This window comes from Gemmata algarum (assembly GCF_034097035.1).
In the GTDB taxonomy this organism is placed as follows: domain Bacteria; phylum Planctomycetota; class Planctomycetia; order Gemmatales; family Gemmataceae; genus Gemmata; species Gemmata algarum.
This window is the reverse complement of the sequence record NZ_JAXBLV010000233.1, coordinates 72,421-88,716: the sequence shown is the minus strand read 5'-3', so window position 1 is coordinate 88,716 and position 16,296 is coordinate 72,421. Positions and strand designations below refer to the sequence as shown.

16 protein-coding genes are annotated in these 16,296 nt (G+C 65.3%); 12 read left to right on the top strand and 4 right to left on the bottom strand.

Features of this window, described 5'->3' with window-relative positions; genetic code table 11:
• The first annotated feature begins 213 nt into the window (after window positions 1–213).
• The 9 genes from R5W23_RS29190 (at window position 214) to R5W23_RS29150 (ending at window position 7,290) form a co-directional block, all read left to right on the top strand.
• Entirely contained in the window at window positions 214–1,197 is a 984-nt protein-coding gene (locus R5W23_RS29190; RefSeq protein WP_320689428.1) for a DUF1559 family PulG-like putative transporter, read from the top strand.
• A 137-nt stretch (window positions 1,198–1,334) separates the two neighbouring features.
• Complete coding sequence (locus R5W23_RS29185; protein ID WP_320689427.1) at window positions 1,335–1,712, top strand: hypothetical protein; 378 nt, start codon at window positions 1,335–1,337, stop codon at window positions 1,710–1,712.
• Window positions 1,713–1,817: 105 nt separating this feature from the next.
• Entirely contained in the window at window positions 1,818–2,504 is a 687-nt protein-coding gene (locus tag R5W23_RS29180) for a DUF1559 domain-containing protein (RefSeq protein WP_261187421.1), read from the top strand.
• Between the two features lie 28 nt (window positions 2,505–2,532).
• The gene (locus R5W23_RS29175; protein ID WP_320689426.1) at window positions 2,533–3,237 is read left to right on the top strand and encodes a DUF1559 family PulG-like putative transporter; all 705 of its coding nucleotides are present in this window, start codon (window positions 2,533–2,535) and stop codon (window positions 3,235–3,237) included.
• A gap of 106 nt (window positions 3,238–3,343) precedes the next feature.
• Entirely contained in the window at window positions 3,344–3,916 is a 573-nt protein-coding gene (locus R5W23_RS29170; protein WP_261187423.1) for a TetR/AcrR family transcriptional regulator, read from the top strand.
• A gap of 109 nt (window positions 3,917–4,025) precedes the next feature.
• A complete protein-coding gene (locus R5W23_RS29165) occupies window positions 4,026–4,610 on the top strand; it encodes a carboxymuconolactone decarboxylase family protein (protein WP_261187424.1) in 585 nt (194 codons plus the stop codon).
• Window positions 4,611–4,677: 67 nt separating this feature from the next.
• The gene (locus R5W23_RS29160; RefSeq protein WP_320689425.1) at window positions 4,678–5,148 is read left to right on the top strand and encodes a nuclear transport factor 2 family protein; all 471 of its coding nucleotides are present in this window, start codon (window positions 4,678–4,680) and stop codon (window positions 5,146–5,148) included.
• A gap of 25 nt (window positions 5,149–5,173) precedes the next feature.
• Window positions 5,174–6,109 carry an alpha/beta fold hydrolase gene (locus tag R5W23_RS29155; protein ID WP_320689424.1) on the top strand — a complete coding sequence of 312 codons (936 nt, stop codon included), beginning with the start codon at window positions 5,174–5,176 and terminating at the stop codon, window positions 6,107–6,109.
• A 311-nt stretch (window positions 6,110–6,420) separates the two neighbouring features.
• Window positions 6,421–7,290, top strand: a complete 870-nt coding sequence (locus R5W23_RS29150) for a fumarylacetoacetate hydrolase family protein (RefSeq protein ID WP_010038675.1) — start codon at window positions 6,421–6,423, stop codon at window positions 7,288–7,290.
• A gap of 74 nt (window positions 7,291–7,364) precedes the next feature.
• Here the strand turns inward: R5W23_RS29150 and R5W23_RS29145 are convergent, their stop codons facing one another.
• The 4 genes from R5W23_RS29145 to rny all read right to left on the bottom strand — a co-directional run bounded on the left by R5W23_RS29145 (window position 7,365) and on the right by rny (window position 12,680).
• Window positions 7,365–8,678 carry an NAD(P)/FAD-dependent oxidoreductase gene (locus R5W23_RS29145; protein WP_320689423.1) on the bottom strand — a complete coding sequence of 438 codons (1,314 nt, stop codon included), beginning with the start codon at window positions 8,676–8,678 and terminating at the stop codon, window positions 7,365–7,367.
• Between the two features lie 36 nt (window positions 8,679–8,714).
• Entirely contained in the window at window positions 8,715–9,185 is a 471-nt protein-coding gene (locus R5W23_RS29140) for a MarR family winged helix-turn-helix transcriptional regulator (RefSeq protein WP_320689422.1), read from the bottom strand.
• A gap of 26 nt (window positions 9,186–9,211) precedes the next feature.
• Complete coding sequence (locus tag R5W23_RS29135) at window positions 9,212–10,639, bottom strand: cation:proton antiporter (protein ID WP_320689421.1); 1,428 nt, start codon at window positions 10,637–10,639, stop codon at window positions 9,212–9,214.
• Window positions 10,640–11,075: 436 nt separating this feature from the next.
• Window positions 11,076–12,680, bottom strand: a complete 1,605-nt coding sequence (gene rny, locus R5W23_RS29130) for a ribonuclease Y (protein WP_320689420.1) — start codon at window positions 12,678–12,680, stop codon at window positions 11,076–11,078.
• 1,124 nt (window positions 12,681–13,804) lie between these two features.
• Between rny and R5W23_RS29125 the strand changes: the two genes are divergently transcribed.
• From R5W23_RS29125 to R5W23_RS29115, 3 genes are read left to right on the top strand one after another with little or no spacing between them, the layout of a single operon-like run.
• Window positions 13,805–14,683, top strand: a complete 879-nt coding sequence (locus R5W23_RS29125) for a DUF1559 domain-containing protein (protein WP_320689419.1) — start codon at window positions 13,805–13,807, stop codon at window positions 14,681–14,683.
• A gap of 54 nt (window positions 14,684–14,737) precedes the next feature.
• Window positions 14,738–15,679, top strand: a complete 942-nt coding sequence (locus R5W23_RS29120) for a DUF1559 domain-containing protein (RefSeq protein ID WP_320689418.1) — start codon at window positions 14,738–14,740, stop codon at window positions 15,677–15,679.
• Window positions 15,680–15,692: 13 nt separating this feature from the next.
• Entirely contained in the window at window positions 15,693–16,175 is a 483-nt protein-coding gene (locus tag R5W23_RS29115; protein WP_320689417.1) for a hypothetical protein, read from the top strand.
• Window positions 16,176–16,296: the final 121 nt, after the last annotated feature.

The window sequence follows — 16,296 nt, the reverse complement described above, 5'->3', positions numbered from 1 at the left end:
ATCCGGCCGTGGGAGCGACACCCGCGACACCTCTTGTCAGTAGCTCCTTCTGCTTGCGCCTGCCGAAATAAACCTAACAACAAACATTTCGCTTCACGATCGACCTTGGGCGCAGAACACGTCGCCCGGGCACCAAGTGATTGACGTGTCGAGATCGGTCTGGTAAGGATGGAGGAGGTTTCATCTGTTCTTCACCTCTCTCCCGAGGTCGTAATGGTACCGTCCCTGCGCGTACGGCGTGCGTTCACGCTGATCGAACTGCTGGTGGTGATCGCGATTATTGCGATACTCATCGGCCTCTTGTTGCCCGCCGTTCAGAAGGTGCGCGAGGCCGCCGCCCGGATGAGCAGCAGCAACAACATCAAGCAGACCCTCCTGGCATGCCACAACGGGCACGACACGACCAATTACCTGCCGCCGGCGGTGTCGTTCTGGTGGAGCAACCCGACCAACTTCACGTACTCGAGCAGCGACTCGACGTTCTTCTTCGCGCTGCTCCCGTACTACGAGCAGGGCGCCGTGTCTAACAGCATCGGCAACTGGCCGGGGAGCGGGCTGGGCCAGATCGGCAGCACCAGCCAAGCCGCGATGAGCATCCCGCTCAAACTGCTCGTGGCCCCGGCCGATTCGACCGGCGGGAGCGGGGTGTTCGCGCGCGGGTTCAACGCCGACTGGATGTGGGAGCCGGCCAAGAGCGCCGGCGGGGTGGACGTGGCCCTGTGCAGCTACGCCTGTAACTTCCAGGTGTTCGGGCGTCCGGGCCAGGTTCCGGCCAGCCCGGGCGACTGGCAGAACACGGCCGGTAAGAACAACCTGTCGAGCCTGACCGACGGCACCTCGAACGTCATCTTCGTGGCGGAGAAGCGTAAGGGGTGCGGCCCGGCCGGCTCGCCGAACGGGTCGGACACGTTCGGTACCGCATGGGGCCACCCGGCGGACGACCGCTTCTGGCCGACCTTTGCCCGGTACCCGATCAGCACGTCGGTGGCCGTGGACCAGCGGCAGTTCCCGGTGCCGCAGTTCAACCCCACCGCCGCTCAGTGCGACAACAATCGCGCACAGGGACACAGCTCGAACGTGATCCTCATCGGGCTGGGAGACGGCAGCGTTCGCTCGGTGTCGTCCGGCGTCACCCAGCAAACCTGGAGCATGGCCGTGCAGCCGCGGGACGGCGGCGTGCTCGGCAGCGACTGGTAAATGACCCGCCCCGCGGCCCCGGCAGCGTGCCGGGGCCGCGTCGCAATTTGGCCCCTTCCATTTCCTCCCCGGGCGTTCGATCCATGCGGAGTGTCAGGCTGTTCGTATTCGGTGCCGCCGTTGTCGGAATGTCGGCAGTGGGGTGCTCGTCGACGCCACCGGCCAAAGAGACCGTCGTGACCGGCTCGGTCATCCTCGACGGCGAGAAGTTGACGATGGGCGAGGTTTACTTCGAGGCCGAGGACGGCTCCGCCAGCGCCCGCGGTGAGATCGCGCCGGACGGCAACTACCGCGTGCCGTCCGCCCCGTTGGGGAAAGTGAAGGCCGCCGTTCGGACTTCCAATCACGCCCAGTTCGCGGCCCCGAAATCAAAAGACGGCAAAGCGGTGACCGTCGGCGGGCGCGGCGGCACCTTCGTGCCGGTTCCGAAACGGTATGAGGAAGTCGGAACCTCCGGCTTGACCTACACGGTCACTGCGGAAAGCGCTATCAACATCACGCTCAGTAAGAAATGACCGCGGCACACCTCCGGCCGGAATAAATCGGCGCGGCTGGTGAGATCGTGAAGCGGCTGCGGCGTCTCGTTCGGAACCAAGGGGCGTTGGAACCGGAGGACGATGATGAACACGTGGCGAGCGCTCGTGACGGGGGCCATGCTGTGCGGTTCGGTCGCGTTGGCGGTTGAGCCGCCGACCAAGAAGGAACTCGAAACCGCATCCGAGAACCTCAAACAGGTCGGTCTGGCGTTTCACGCGCACGCCGACGAACACGACGGACGGCCGGCCGACGACATCGCCGACAAGGACGGCCGGCTCCTCCTGAGCTGGCGCGTCGCCCTGCTCCCGTACCTGGGGGAAGAGAAACTGTACAAACAGTTCAAGCTCGACGAGCCGTGGGACGGGCCGAACAACAAGAAGCTGATCGAGAAGATGCCCAAGCTGTACGCGCCGGCACGCGGCAAGGCGAAGGCGGGCGAAACGTTCTACCAGCGGTTCGTCGGCAAGGATACCATCTGGACCGAAAAGGGTTCGCTTAAGTGGGCACAGATTGGCGACGGCTTGTCGAACACGGCACTCGTCGTGGAAGCCGCCAATCCCGTGACCTGGAGCCAGCCGACCGACCTGACGTTTAACGAGAAACTGCCGCTGCCGGGCCTCGGCGGGTCGTTCGACGGCGACTTTCACGTTCTAATGGGAGACGGGTCGGTTTACCTTTTCAAAAAGGGTGGCGACCCCGGCGAGATGAAAAAGGTAATCATGCCCAACGACGCACAGCCGGTTAACACGGATAAACTGATAAAGAAATAAGGCCCCCTTCCCCTACCGAGGTCTCCCGATGCGCACGCCCTGGCTCTGGACACCGGCCCTTTTGGTTCCCACGGCCCTTGTGAGCGCCCTCGTGGTGCCCGCAGGCGCACAGGACGAGCCGCCCTCGCTGAAAGAACTCACCCTGTCGTCGAACAACCTGAAGCAGATCGCGTTGGCGTTCCACAACCTGCACGATACGAACGGTAAGATCACCGGTAACGTTGTCGATAAGGATGGCAAGCCGCTGCTGAGCTGGCGTGTGACGCTGTTGCCGTACCTCGAAGAAGGTGAGCTGTACAAGCAGTTCAAGCTGGACGAACCGTGGGACTCGGACGCGAACAAGAAGCTGATCGAGAAGATGCCGAAGGTGTACGCCCCGGTCCGGGTGAAGGCCAAGGCCGGCGAGACGTTCTACCAGACGTTCACCGGCAAGGGGGCGCTGTTCGGGGATAAGGCCGACATCAAGCTGACCGAAATCACAGACGGCACCTCGAACACGGTGCTGGCAGTCGAAGCCGGCGACCCGGTGATCTGGACCAAGCCGGCAGACCTTCCGTTCGACGAACAGAAGCCGCTCCCCAAGCTCGGCGGGTTGTTCGACGGCGTGTTCAACGTGGCTCTGTGCGACGGCTCGGTGCGGCGGGTGCGCCGCAAACTCGACCAGAACGAGTTCAAGAAGGCGATTACCGTGGCGGGCGGGGAGATCATCGACGAAAAGAAGCTGTGGAAGTGACGGTGTAATACCGCCCCGGCGCGCGGTGTACTACCCGAGTGGCGACCCGGTTCCGCGAGCGCGGTGCCGGGTCGCGGCACTTCACACGCAGCACCGTGGGGAATCGATGGCTCGCACCAAGCCGACGGCCGACGCCCGCGAGCGGATCCTCGAAGCCGCGGACCGCCTGTTCTATCGCGACGGGGTCCGCGCCACCGGGGTCGATACCGTCATCGCCGCGGCCGGGGTCGCGAAGATGACCCTGTACGCGCACTTCAAATCGAAGGACGAGCTGATCGCGGCGTACCTGCGGCATCGCAGCGAGCACGTCTGCACCTGGTTCGCAAGCGCGGTGGTCCGGTACGCCGAACAGTCGGGCGACTGGCTCGACGCCATCTTCGCGGCACTGAAAGAGTGGTTCCACACACCGGACTTCCGCGGCTGCGCGTTCATCAATGCGACCGCCGAACTACCCGACCCGTCGCATCCGGGCCGGACCGCGATCGACGAACACGCACGTCGGTTCACTGCTGCCGTGGCCGATGCGCTTAAAAAGGCTGGCGTGAACGATGCCGCTACGGTGGCGACGGCCGTGACCATGTTGATCGACGGCGCAATCGTGGCCGCAGCGCGCGACGGCGCTTCGGACAGCGCGGATCAGGCTTTTGGAGTGACTCGCACGCTCCTGCAACGGGTCTGAGATTTTTTTCTGTAAGCACTATACAGACCGGTCTGTATCAACTCCCGTCAGGGGCGAAAAGGTGCCCGCCCAAACGAGCCCGGCACCGCGAATACGTCAGGAGTCGATCATGTCCCGCTTGAACCAAGTCGATCCGATCCGTGCTGAAGGCAAGGCCAAGGTGCTGCTGGACGCGGTGAAGGCGAAGATGGGGATCACGCCGAACCTGACGAAGGTGATGGCGACGGCCCCGGCGGTACTCGAAGGGTACCTGGGACTGTCCGGGGCACTGGCGGGCGGCACCCTCCCGGCAAAGCTCAAACAACTGCTCGCGGTCGACGTGGGACAGGCCAACGGGTGCGACTACTGCGTGTCCGCTCACACCGCCATCGGGAAGCAGATCGGGTTGACCGCCGAACAACTGATCCAGGGGCGCAAAGGCACCTCCGAAGACCCGAAGACCGCTGCGGCCCTCGCGTTCGCCCGCACCCTGGTCGCGAAGCGCGGGCGGGCGTCGGACGCGGACGTGCAGCAGGTCCGGGCGGCCGGCTACAGCGACGCCGAGATCACCGAGATCGTCGGACACGTGGCGCTGAACACGTTCACCAACTACGTGAACAACGTCGCGGAAACCGAGATCGATTTCCCGAAGGCCGAGCCGATCGATCACCACGAGGCATGCGGCCAGATCCAGGGGTGCGACCCGACGCGGTAAGACCCTGTCGCGCCCCGGTTCGCGGTGAGCCGGGGCCGTTTTGATTCCTCGAAAAAGGCTACTTCTGATGTCCGCCCTGCCCCCGATCGTTCCGCCGTTCGCGCTCGAAACGGCACGCCTAAAAGTGCGAGCCGCGGAAAACGCCTGGAACACCCGCGACCCCAACCGTGTGGCGCTCGCGTACACCGAAGACACCGTGTGGCGTAACCGCGCCGAGTTTCCCAAAGGCCGCGACGAGGTCCGCGCGTTCCTCCGCCGCAAGTGGTCGCGAGAGCTGGAGTACCGGCTCGTGAAGGAGTTGTGGAGTTTCACTGAGGACCGCATCGCGGGGCGGTTCCAGTACGAGTGGCACGATGACAGCGGGCAGTGGTTCCGCAGCTACGGCAACGAGTTGTGGGAGTTCGACGCGGCCGGGCTGATGCGGCGCCGGGAGGCGAGCATCAACGACCGCCCCATCAGGTCCGCAGAGCGCCAGTTCCACTGGCCCGCACCCGGGCCGCGTCCCGACGATCACCCCGGCCTCACCGGTGTCGAATAACCCCGAAATCTCAGGAGTATGAACCATGTCCCGCGCGTCTCTTCTCGCCGCTGCCCTAACACTGACCGCGGCGCCGGTGCTGGCGGCCGACCCGCCGAAGGTGCTGCACAAGACCGTGAAGGTCGGCGAACTCGACATTTTCTACCGCGAGGCCGGGCCGAAAGACGCGCCCGCGGTGCTGCTGCTGCACGGGTTCCCGACCAGCTCGCAGATGTTCCGCAACCTGATCCCACAGCTCGCAGACCGGTACCGCGTGGTCGCCCCGGACTACCCGGGGTTCGGCAACAGCTCGATGCCCCCGCGCGACACGTTCGGCTACACCTTCGACAATCTCGCGGCGGTCGTCGAGCGGTTCACAGAGGCGGTCGGGCTGAAGAGGTATGCGTTGTACGTGCAGGACTACGGGGCTCCGGTCGGGTACCGCTTGGCGAGCAAGCACCCGGAGCGGGTGACCGCGATCGTGGTGCAGAACGGGAACGCCTATGAAGAGGGGCTCGACAACGACTTCTGGAAGCCGATTAAGGCGTACTGGAAGGAGCCGGCGAGCAAGGAGAAGCGTGAGGCGCTGCGGCCGTTCACAAAGCTCGACGCCACCAAGTGGCAGTACACCCACGGGCTGAAGAACCCGGAACTGGTGCCCCCGGACGCCTGGATCACCGATCAGTATTTCCTCGACCGCCCCGGGAACGCGGACATCCAGCTCGACCTGTTCCTGAGCTACGGGAGCAACCCGCCCTTGTACCCGAAGTGGCAGGAATACTTCCGCAAGCACCAGCCGCCGGCGCTGATCGCCTGGGGCAAGAACGACTCCATCTTCCCGCCCGCCGGCGCCGAGCCGTACAAGCGCGACCTCAAGACGCTGGAGTTCCACCTGCTCGACGCCGGGCACTTCGCCCTGGAAACCAACGGCACCGAGATCGCGAAGCTGATGCAGGAGTTCCTCGCCAAGCACGCGAAGTAGATCCCCACAAGCGGCCCGCGCGGCCGACCGCAACAACCAGAGTCGGCGGCCGAATGAGGCTTACGACCCAATGGTCGTGAGCCATTCTTGTTGCAAAACAGGGCGACTGACGACGGTGTGATGACGGTCGGTTCCAAGAACCGCGGCGGCTGGATCAGAAGCGCCGTCCGATCAATCGCGAGCGGGACAGTCGGTGCCGGTACAACCCGTTGCGTGCTGCCACCCGCAGCGGTGGCGCGGGTCGGAACCCCTTCCCAATCGGCGGGCGCTCCATTGAATACTTCGAGAATCCCTCCCCAGGAGCACCTCGAATGAAGCTCGCCACAATTCAGACCCCGAACGGTCCGCGCGCCGCCCTGGCCGTCGCCGACGGCTACATCGACCTGCACGCCACCGACCCGGGGCTGCCGTCTTGCGTCAAAACGCTCCTCGCCGCCTCGCCCGCGGTGCGCAAGCTGGCGGCGGAAGTGGCGTCCTCTCCCAACGCCGTGAAGTACGCGGCTAACGCCGTGAAACTGCTCCCGCCGGTTCCGAACCCGGGGAAGATCCTCTGCATCGGGCTGAACTACCGCGACCACGCCATCGAGGGCGGCAAAGCGATCCCGACCGAGCCGGTGATCTTCGGCAAGTTCCCCAACACGTTGGTCGCGCACGGCGAGCCGATCGTCCTGCCGAAGGTGGCCCAGAAGATCGATTACGAGGCCGAACTGGTAATCGTGATCGGCAAGAAGGGGAAGCACATCCCGGACACTGACGCCGCGTTCGAATACGTCGGCGGGTACACGGTGGGGCACGACGTTAGCGCCCGCGACTGGCAGTTCCGGGGCGAGGAGAAGCAGTGGATCATCGGTAAAACGTTCGACACCTTCGCCCCGACCGGGCCGGTGCTCGTCACGACGGACGAGCTGAAGAACCCGCACAACTTGCAGATCCAGTTGCGGCTGAACGGCACGACGCTTCAGAACTCCAACACGAAAGAGTTCATCTTCGGCGTGCCGGCGGTGCTGGCGTTCCTCTCGCAGGTCATCACGCTGGAACCGGGCGACCTGATCTTCACGGGCACGCCGCCGGGCGTGGGCATCGCGCGGAAGCCTCCGGTGCTGTTGAAGGCCGGCGACGTGGCCGAGGTCGAGATCGAGGGGATCGGCACGCTCAAGAACCCGGTGGTGGCCGAGAGCTGAGTAACGACGCTCTTCTGTAGCCGGCTTGATCGGCCGGCTACAGGTTGGAACGGGTCATGACCGCGGGCGCTGGCTTACCGCATCGGGTTGGCCGGGAGGTACAGTTCGTTGACCTTGTTGACCTCGTCGGGCGGGGTGCCGTCCTTCCAGGTCGGGATGGCCTTCTTGTCCGGCGGGTAGAGCGACTCCAGCGGCCCCCACACCTCATCCACGTGGTCGTCGAACAGGTCGCCGATGAGCAGGTCGGTCACCTTCCCCTTCAGGTGCGGGTAGGCCTTCACGAACTGGCCGAAGCTGAACCCGTCGTAATACTCACACACGAGCCGGCGCATCCGGTCCACGCCCTTGTTGAACACGTCGCCCCAGCGGCCCAACTGCGCCGCCGAAGTGTCCCCCGATGCCAACCCGTCGGCGATCGCGTCCGCGGCCAGTTCGCCCGACTTCAGCGCCAGCAGCACGCCGGAGGAGTACAGGGGGTCGAGGAACCCGAACGCGTCCCCGATCAGCGCCCAGCCGTCGCCCGCCACCTGCGACGACCGGTACGAGTAATCCTTGGTCGCGTAGTAGCCGCCGCGGCGCTGGCCCGTCGAGAGCCGCTTGGTGACCTCGGGGCAGGCGTCCTTCTCCTCGTTGAACACCTGCTCGTGGCTCCCGCGCCCCTTGAACAGGTAGTCGAAAGGGGCCACCACGCCGATGCTCACCGTGTTGTCGTGCTGCGGGATGTACCACCACCACCCCTGCTTGTTCGGGGTCTGGATCACGACCGTCGCACCCTCGTCCCTGCCGGCGTCGCGGTACGCGCCCTCCCAGTAGGTCCAGATCGCCCCTTTGTTGAGCACCGGGTCCCACAGCCGCAGCTTGAACTTGTTCTGGAGCATGGTGCTCTGGCCGCTGGCGTCCACCACCACCTTCGCCCGCACCTCTTCCGACCCGCCGCCCTCCTTCTGCACCTTCACGCCGACGGCGCGGTCGCCCTCGAACAGCACCTCCAGCACGCGGGCCGGCTGGCGGACATCGACCCCGTGCTGACGCGCGTTGTCGAGCATCATGGTGTCGAACTCGCTGCGCACCACCTGCCACGTCTGTGACCGCTCGCCCGGCTTGTTCTCGTCGAAGTAGAACGGCGCGGACATCTTCCCCTGGGCGTTCACGAACTGGACACTGTACTTCTTGACGAACCCGCTGGCCTTCATCTTGGGCAGCATGTTCAGCCGCTTGAGCACATCGTACGTTTCGGGGATCAGCGACTCGCCGATGTGGAACCGGGGGAACTGGTCCCGCTCGAACAGCCGGACCTTGGCGCCCCGCTGGGCGAGGAGGGTCGATACGGTGCTGCCGGCCGGTCCGCCGCCGATCACGGCAACATCGACGCTGCTATCGGTACTCATGGGGAACTCCGCTCGGGTTACAAGAGTGTGAGGGAATCATCGCCAACTGCTGTCGGCGTCTTCGTGGGGCAGTCGGGCGGCCCGGAGCAGCGCGGTCAGGTCGCGGAGCTGCTCGCGGCTCAAATGACCGAGCTGCCGGGCGTGGCACTCGCGCAGCGGCGCATGGAGTTCGTCGAGCAGCGCGACGCCGGCCGGGGTGATCGATACGTGAACCTCGCGCCGGTTGGCCTCCGACCGCTGGCGATCAACCAGCTTGCGCTCGGCCAGCTTGTCGAGCATGCGGGTCACATCCGGGGCACGAGACACGAGCCGGGCGGCCAGATCGAGCGTCCGGAGCGTGCCCGGCTGGGTGGCCCGCAACAGCCGCAGCGCGTTGTACTGCTGGGGCGTCAGCTCGTACCGTGCGAACAGCTCGTCCTCCAGCGCGCGGAGGCGGTCGAACGTCCGCCACAGGCCGAGGAACGCCTCCTGCTCGGGCGAGTCGAACCGGCGCTGGGGCGCGGCCATGCGGTGCCTCCCGCGGGTAGGGTGCGTCAGCGCCCGGCCGCGCCCGACGGTTGCGGGACGAGCCGGCTCACGACAGGGCTGGTCATGGCCGTGGTGACCAGGGCCATAATCACCATCATGGCGAACAGCGTCGGGCTGATCACCCCCAGGTCCAGCCCGATGTTCAGCACGATCAGTTCCATCAGCCCGCGGGTGTTCATCAGCGCGCCGAGGGCGGCGGCGTCCCGCCACGACTGCCCGGTCAGCCGGGCGGCGATCATCGCCCCGCCAAACTTCCCGGCGGTCGCCACCAAGACGATCGCCCCGCACCACAACCAGTCTTGGCCGGAACTAACCAGCCCGATTTGGGTTCGCATCCCGGTGTACGCGAAGAACGCCGGTAGCAGAAGTACCGTGACCGGGTCCCGCAGTTTGGCGGCGAACTCGCGGGCCAACCGCCCCTCGTGCGGGACGATGGCGCCGAGCAGGAACGCCCCGAACAGAGCGTGGATGCCGATCGCCTCGGTGGCCATTGCAGACGCCAGCACGGCAAGGAATGTGCCCGACACCACCAGCGGCGGGAGCGGCCCGGGCGCCGCGTCCAGCCGCGCGCTCAGCCGTGCGGCGAGCGGGCGGATGAGTAGGAGCATGACGGCAATGAACGCGGTAGCCTGAACGGCGACTGCGGCCACCCCGGTCATCTCGGACTTCGCGATCCCGACGATCAGTGCGAGCAGGCACCACGCGGTCACGTCGTCCGCGGCCGCGCACCCGAGTGCGACGATCCCCAGTTCGGTCCGCTCCATCTTGCGATCGGTGAGGATGCGCGCGAGCACCGGGAAGGCGGTGATGGACATCGCAACGCCCATGAAGAGCGCGAAGCTGGTGAACGGCACCTCGCTCGGCGCCAGAGGGCGGTACAAGGCCAGCGCCAGAGCGGACCCGAGGACGAACGGGGTCACGATGCTCGCGTGCGAGACGGCCACGGCGGACCGGGCCTGCTCGCGCAGCCGCACGGCGTTGAGTTCGAGCCCGACGAGGAACATGTACAACACGACGCCGATCGTTGCGACGGCCTTGATCGCCGCCGGCACCTGCCCCTTCGGGTCAGCGGTCGCTGAGGGAATCAGCAGGTGCATTGCTTCGGGCCACACGGCCCCGAGTAGGGACGGGCCTAGCGTGATACCGGCGACCACCTCCCCGATCACAGACGGCTGACCGACCCACCGGCAGGCGCGCCCGAGGAGCGTTCCGAGCAGGATGACGGCAACCAGCGTGGCCATGACGTGCAGCACCACGTCCACCGGTTTTGAGGCCGCGGGTGCGGTTGCGGCGGGGGGCACCGGGGTGAACCCGGCCCCGGCACGGCAGATGAGGAGGACCAGTCCGACGCCGACCACCAGCAGTGCGGTGTACCCTGCAATACTGGACCACAGTGCGGGTCGGGCGGCGGGCAGCGTGTCGGCCTGGGACATCGTGGACTCCGACAGAACGTCTCCCGGATAATACCTGTTCAGACAACCGTTGTCTACACAGCTATGCAACATTACGCTGGCAGAAGCATTTTCAGACCCGGCCCGATCGCGCACCGGTCATTGGGGAGTGTCCGAAACTAATCCCCCCCCCTGCCCCACGTGTCTTTCAGGCTTTACCAGCTTGACGCGTTTCGTTGAGTTTCGGGCGAGGATAATCGTCATCGACAGGATGGCGTTGGTGTTGTGAAAAATGTGATGCGGGTCGGGCGACCGACTTCTCGCCGCAGAATCTCAGCGATGACCGAAAGCGAGGACGCGACGACAGGTATCAAGAAAGGAGCCCCGTCCGGTGTGGGTTCGGAAGGGGCCGTTTGTGGTGGCTCGTTCGATGGCGGCAGGACGAGCCGAAACGGCTGTCCGTTTGCATAAGCTGTTGCTATTTCGCCACATCGGTGGCGCGACTCTCGCGGATCACCGTGACCTTAATTTCGCCGGGGTAGTCGAGCTGCTGCTCGATCGCACGGGCGATGTCGCGGCAAATGCGGACCGCATCGGCGTCGGTGGTGCGGTGCGCGTTCGCCAGCACGCGCAACTCGCGGCCCGCCTGAATCGCGAACGCGTGGTCCACTTCCGGGAACCCGCACGCGACCGCTTCCAAGTCCGCGAGGCGCTTCACGTACTTCTCAAGCGTTTCGCGCCGCGCGCCCGGCCGGCTCGCGCTGATCGCGTCTGCCGACGCCACCAGGACGGTGTAAATGTTGTCGATGGTAATGTCGTCGTGGTGCCCGGCGATCGCGTGGAGCACCTCCTTGCTCGTCTCGCCGTACCGCTTCGCCAGCTCGGCCCCCACCTTGGGGTGCCCCCCTTCCATCTCGTGGTCCGCGGCCTTGCCCACGTCGTGCAGCAGTCCGCACCGGCGGGCGAGTTGGGCGCTCAGCCCCAGCTCGGACGCCATGATCCCGCACAGGTGCGCCACCTCGACCGAGTGGGCGAGCACGTTCTGGCTGTAGCTCGTGCGGAACCGGAGCCGGCCCAGCAGGTACACCAGTTTCTCGTGCGGCATCGGCACGTCGGCGTCGAGCACCGCTTTCGTGCCCAGTTCCTGGATGTGCTTCTCCATCTCGGCCTGCGTCTCCGCCACGACCTCTTCGATGCGGGTCGGGTGGATGCGGCCGTCCTGGATCAGTTTGGTGAGCGCGATGCGGGCGATCTCGCGCCGCACGTTATCGAACGCCGACACGATGACCACCCCGGGCGTGTCGTCCACGATCACGTCCACGCCGGTGAGCTTCTCGAAGGTGCGGATGTTGCGCCCCTCGCGGCCGATGATCCGGCCCTTCATGTCGTCCGACGGGATGTCCACGGTGCTGACCGTCGCGCCGGCGGTCTGGTGCGCGGCGTACCGCTGGATCGCGATCGTCACGATCTCGCGGGCGGTCGCCTCAGCCTGTTGCTTCACCCGCTCCTCATGCTGGCGGATCTTCTTAGCCACCTCCTCGGCGAGCTCGCGCTCCAGGCGCTCCAGAAGCAGCTTTTGCGCGTCGTCGCGGGACAGGCCGCTGATCTCGTGCAGCCGCTTCGTTTCCGTCTCGACCAGCTCGTCGAGGTGGCGGGCTTTGTGGTCGAGGGCGCTCTCGCGCTCGACCAGCTTCTCGCGGGCGGCGTCGAGCTGCTTGTCCTTGCGGGCCAACTCGCGGTGCTGTTGCTCCAGTGCGTCCTCGCGCTTCTCTACGCGGCGCTCGAACTCGCGCACCTCGGCACGCGCGAGCTCCAGTTCGCGGCTCAGCTCCTCGCGGCGGCGCACGGCCTCGTCGCGGGCCTTCAGTTCGGCGTCGCGGACGATGCGGTCGGCGTCGCGGCGGGACTCCTCGATCAGCTCCTCGCCCCTGGCGGCGGCGAGGCGCAGGGCCTCGGGGTCCGGTGCCGTAATAAGGGGAACCGGGTGCGATATGGGCGACGATCGGCGCACGACCAAGTATGTGCCGCCGATGCTCACGAGCACAGCGGCAACGACCAGCCCGCCGATCAGTAGCGGGTCCATTGTGAGCCACTCCTTACGGCGGCCCGTCGAAGCTCGGCAGCGGGACGGTCCGCGCCACCCCGAGCCCTGTTCGCGGGCGCGAGCGGGCGCGGGACGGCTAACGAACCTGGTCCCCTCCACATGAAAACGGCTATCACCCGGTCGGGCGCAACGCTCCGGCCGGGTGGTCGTCGGTGTCAAGCCCCGCGCGCGGCGGGTCCGAGGTGCGACGGGCGAACCGGTATCGCTATTAAGGTTAAACGGGTCGCGTACCGTCCGTGACGGTCGCCGGCGAGACGACCGCGCCCGTGGAATCCCGTGTGGCCGTCCTGGCGCGTCGGGGGTTGCGGCTATTATTACCGGCGCGAAGTTCGGCTGCAACTGAACACCGCGCCAAGTTCGGATTCCGCTTTTCTCGGAACCGGCGCACACGGCCAGGGCGTTACGGGCATTTTTATTTCGGTGGCTCATCCGGGTGGCAACATGCGGGCTCCTCACCGCTGTGTGACGGTTCATCCGACAAGGACTCGCATAACGCCGCGCAACTTATCGGGATAGATCCTGACAAATCGCGCAGTAGGAAAAGTCCTAATGCCGATGCACCAGTTACTTATGGTCATCGAGATGCGCGACGGCCGGCAACGGTTTCGGCCCTAGAATGGCGCATCAAGTTGTAGTTGCGCAGCATTCTTGCCGCATCGCCTGCTCGGTTCAGAACATTTTGAAGCGAGCCCCCAATATGACGGTTCAAAAGAGTGGCCGCATAACCGTTGCGTGCCCTTTCTTCGGCGTCGAAGGCGTCTGGACCATGACCGGGCCGGTCCGCAATCGTCGGAAGTGAAGCGTCCCCGTGCGAGGCGAACGCTGGCGCCGCGAACAGGTGTTTTTTGCAGATTCATCACGTAAGCCACCGAAACCAATTAACATTCACCGCACTTACACCCCTTCTTCACATCGACACAAAGCGTTTCTATCATGTGACTTGCGAGGCAAAAACCCACTGAACTTCGACCGTGTGTGGCTCAGTTCGTGAGCGACATCTTCACAATTCGCAAAGCTCGATACGCTAGTCCACGCCCCGCCGAACTCGCTCACGCCTCGCCCGACGGTTCACCAACGTCAACAAGAATTTCGAGGTTTCTTTGATGACGCGTCGTAACGCGCCACGCGGATTTACACTTATTGAGTTGCTGGTGGTGATTGCGATCATCGCCGTTCTTATCGGGCTCCTGCTCCCGGCCGTTCAGAAGGTGCGTGAGGCTGCAGCCCGGATGAGTTGCACGAACAACCTCAAGCAGATTGGTTTGGCGTTTCACACCCACCACGGCGCGATCGGCCGGTTCCCGCACGCCGGGTCCGACGGGCCGGTCAAAACCTGTTGTGAATCGGACCCCGGTAACCGTGTCGCTTGGTCGTGGATGTTCCACCTGCTCCCCTACATCGAACAAGAGAACCTGTACCGGAACACGGACGACACGGTCGTTCAAAACACGGCCGTCAAAACCTATTACTGCCCCACCCGCCGCCAGCCCATCGTGTACTCGGACGGCGCCCGCTGCGACTACGGGGGAAACGGCGGTCGCAACATGTCGGAGGCCGGCAAAAGCGGGATGCTCGTGCGCCAGTGGGCCACTCTACCTCAGCCGGCAGGAACCGAACCGAACCAGAAGCGGACCATGAGCGACGTGTCCGACGGGCTGTCGAACACGCTCTTGGTCGGCGAGAAGCAGTGCCACCGCGCGCGCCTCGGCGCGGCCGGCGGCGACAACGAGACGTGGCACAACTCCGGCTGGGATCAGGACCACGAGCGGTTCGGTGAGGCCGTGCCGGAGCCGGACGACAAGCACCCGTTCGCCTCCAGCCCGAACTACTGGTCGGTTCGGTTCGGCGGCTCACACTCCGGCGGGTTCACCGCGGCCATGGGCGACGGGTCCGTTCGCTTCATCCGCTACGGCATCGACTCCAACAACTGGATGCGGGTGTGCCTGATTAACGACGGCGAAGTGATCAACGCCGACTTCTAGTCGCCGGTCCTGTGCCTGCCCGCCCTTATATTCCTTGCACGAGGCCTCCTTTTAATGATTATCTCGCGAGCGACGCGCCGCGCGTTCACGCTGATTGAATTGCTGGTGGTGATCGCGATCATTGCGGTCCTGATCGGGCTTCTGCTGCCCGCCGTCCAGAAGGTGCGCGAGGCCGCCGCGCGGACGAAGTGCCAGAACAACCTCAAGCAGGTCGGCCTGGCGCTGAACAACTTCCACGCGACCTTCGGCGTGTTCCCGCCCGGGGCCGCCGCCTCGACCACGAGCGGCACGAGCCAGTCGCACCTGAAAAAGGCCGGGCTGACCGTGTTCAACGTGAACCACAGTTGGGCCGTGTTCGTCCTGCCGTACATCGAACAGGACAACGTCCAGAAGCAGTACTCCATGACCGTGTCGTGGGACCACGCGAACAACCGCGCCGCGATCGCTAACCGCATCCCGGTGTTCATGTGCCCGACAGTCCCTAACGGCGACGCGCGGGTGTGCGAGCGTATCAGCGGCGCCAAGAACCCGCCAGCCGATTACGCGCCGGACAACGGTTACGCCAAAGAACTGGCCGAAAACGACGGCGTTTGCGACGTGGTTCCCGATTACAGCGGCCTACTCGTCGTCAACCGGGTCTACTCCGTCGCCGAGGTGCAGGACGGCGCGTCCAACACGTTCGCCGTCTCGGAAATCGCCGGCCGGCCCGACCGCTGGCAGGCGGGCAAGTTGACCGGCGCGAACACGCAGACCGACGGCGGCTGGGCGGACCGCGAGAACGAGTACATCACACACGGGATGAACGCGGCCGGCACCGGTGGCGGAACGTGTCACACCAACTGTTCGAACAACAACGAGGTGTACAGCTTTCACCTGGGCGGCGCGCACCACGTGATGGCGGACGGGTCGGTGCGCTTCGTCAAGCAGTCAATGGACATTCGGCAGTTCGTCAAGCACATCACCCGGGCCGGCGGTGAAACGCTGTCCGACAACTGATTTTGGGGATCACATGAAACGCGCGCTCGTTACCCTGCTGGTCGCCGCCCTGGCGGCGGGTTGCTCGGACTCGGGTCCCCAGCCCAACGAACTGGCCCCGCACCCGGTTCACGGCAAAGTGATGTACGACGGGAAGCCCGCTGCGGGGGTGATCGTCACGCTGATCCCGTCCGACGCGCCGATGGTGCCGCACATCCCGCGCAACCCGCAGTCCGTGACCACGCCGGACGGCACGTTCGCCCTGTCGACCTTCGCCGACGGTGACGGCGCCCCCGAGGGCGGCTATCAGGTCGTTTTCCGGTGGCCGGGCGAGAAAAACGCCAAAGCCGAAGGTGAGGCCCAAGAGGATACGGACCGACTGATGGGTTGGTACGACGGTACGCACTCTACACTCACCTGCCGCGTGAAACCGGGCCGCAACGATTTGCCCACGTTCAACCTCCCGAAGGTGGACCGCCCCCCGCCGGCGTCGAGAGGGGTGCCGGGCCGGAACTGAGCGCACGGGGAGTTAAACCGCACCGGACGGAAACTCGTCCGGTGCGGTCGCGTTTTATCAGGGGTTGCGCGCGATCGTGATCATTTCGTGAACCGGCCATGATGACAGTGCGAGGGTTGTC

What these genes read in the sequence shown, in the direction of transcription:
- R5W23_RS29190 (WP_320689428.1), top strand. Translation starts at nt 214, where the DNA reads ATGGTACCGTCCCTGCGCGTACGGCGTGCGTTCACGCTGATCGAACTG.
- R5W23_RS29180 (WP_261187421.1), top strand. Translation starts at nt 1,818, where the DNA reads ATGAACACGTGGCGAGCGCTCGTGACGGGGGCCATGCTGTGCGGTTCG.
- R5W23_RS29175 (WP_320689426.1), top strand. Translation starts at nt 2,533, where the DNA reads ATGCGCACGCCCTGGCTCTGGACACCGGCCCTTTTGGTTCCCACGGCC.
- R5W23_RS29170 (WP_261187423.1), top strand. Translation starts at nt 3,344, where the DNA reads ATGGCTCGCACCAAGCCGACGGCCGACGCCCGCGAGCGGATCCTCGAA.
- R5W23_RS29165 (WP_261187424.1), top strand. Translation starts at nt 4,026, where the DNA reads ATGTCCCGCTTGAACCAAGTCGATCCGATCCGTGCTGAAGGCAAGGCC.
- R5W23_RS29160 (WP_320689425.1), top strand. Translation starts at nt 4,678, where the DNA reads ATGTCCGCCCTGCCCCCGATCGTTCCGCCGTTCGCGCTCGAAACGGCA.
- R5W23_RS29155 (WP_320689424.1), top strand. Translation starts at nt 5,174, where the DNA reads ATGTCCCGCGCGTCTCTTCTCGCCGCTGCCCTAACACTGACCGCGGCG.
- R5W23_RS29150 (WP_010038675.1), top strand. Translation starts at nt 6,421, where the DNA reads ATGAAGCTCGCCACAATTCAGACCCCGAACGGTCCGCGCGCCGCCCTG.
- R5W23_RS29145 (WP_320689423.1), bottom strand. Translation starts at nt 8,678, where the DNA reads ATGAGTACCGATAGCAGCGTCGATGTTGCCGTGATCGGCGGCGGACCG.
- R5W23_RS29140 (WP_320689422.1), bottom strand. Translation starts at nt 9,185, where the DNA reads ATGGCCGCGCCCCAGCGCCGGTTCGACTCGCCCGAGCAGGAGGCGTTC.
- R5W23_RS29135 (WP_320689421.1), bottom strand. Translation starts at nt 10,639, where the DNA reads ATGTCCCAGGCCGACACGCTGCCCGCCGCCCGACCCGCACTGTGGTCC.
- rny (WP_320689420.1), bottom strand. Translation starts at nt 12,680, where the DNA reads ATGGACCCGCTACTGATCGGCGGGCTGGTCGTTGCCGCTGTGCTCGTG.
- R5W23_RS29125 (WP_320689419.1), top strand. Translation starts at nt 13,805, where the DNA reads ATGACGCGTCGTAACGCGCCACGCGGATTTACACTTATTGAGTTGCTG.
- R5W23_RS29120 (WP_320689418.1), top strand. Translation starts at nt 14,738, where the DNA reads ATGATTATCTCGCGAGCGACGCGCCGCGCGTTCACGCTGATTGAATTG.
- R5W23_RS29115 (WP_320689417.1), top strand. Translation starts at nt 15,693, where the DNA reads ATGAAACGCGCGCTCGTTACCCTGCTGGTCGCCGCCCTGGCGGCGGGT.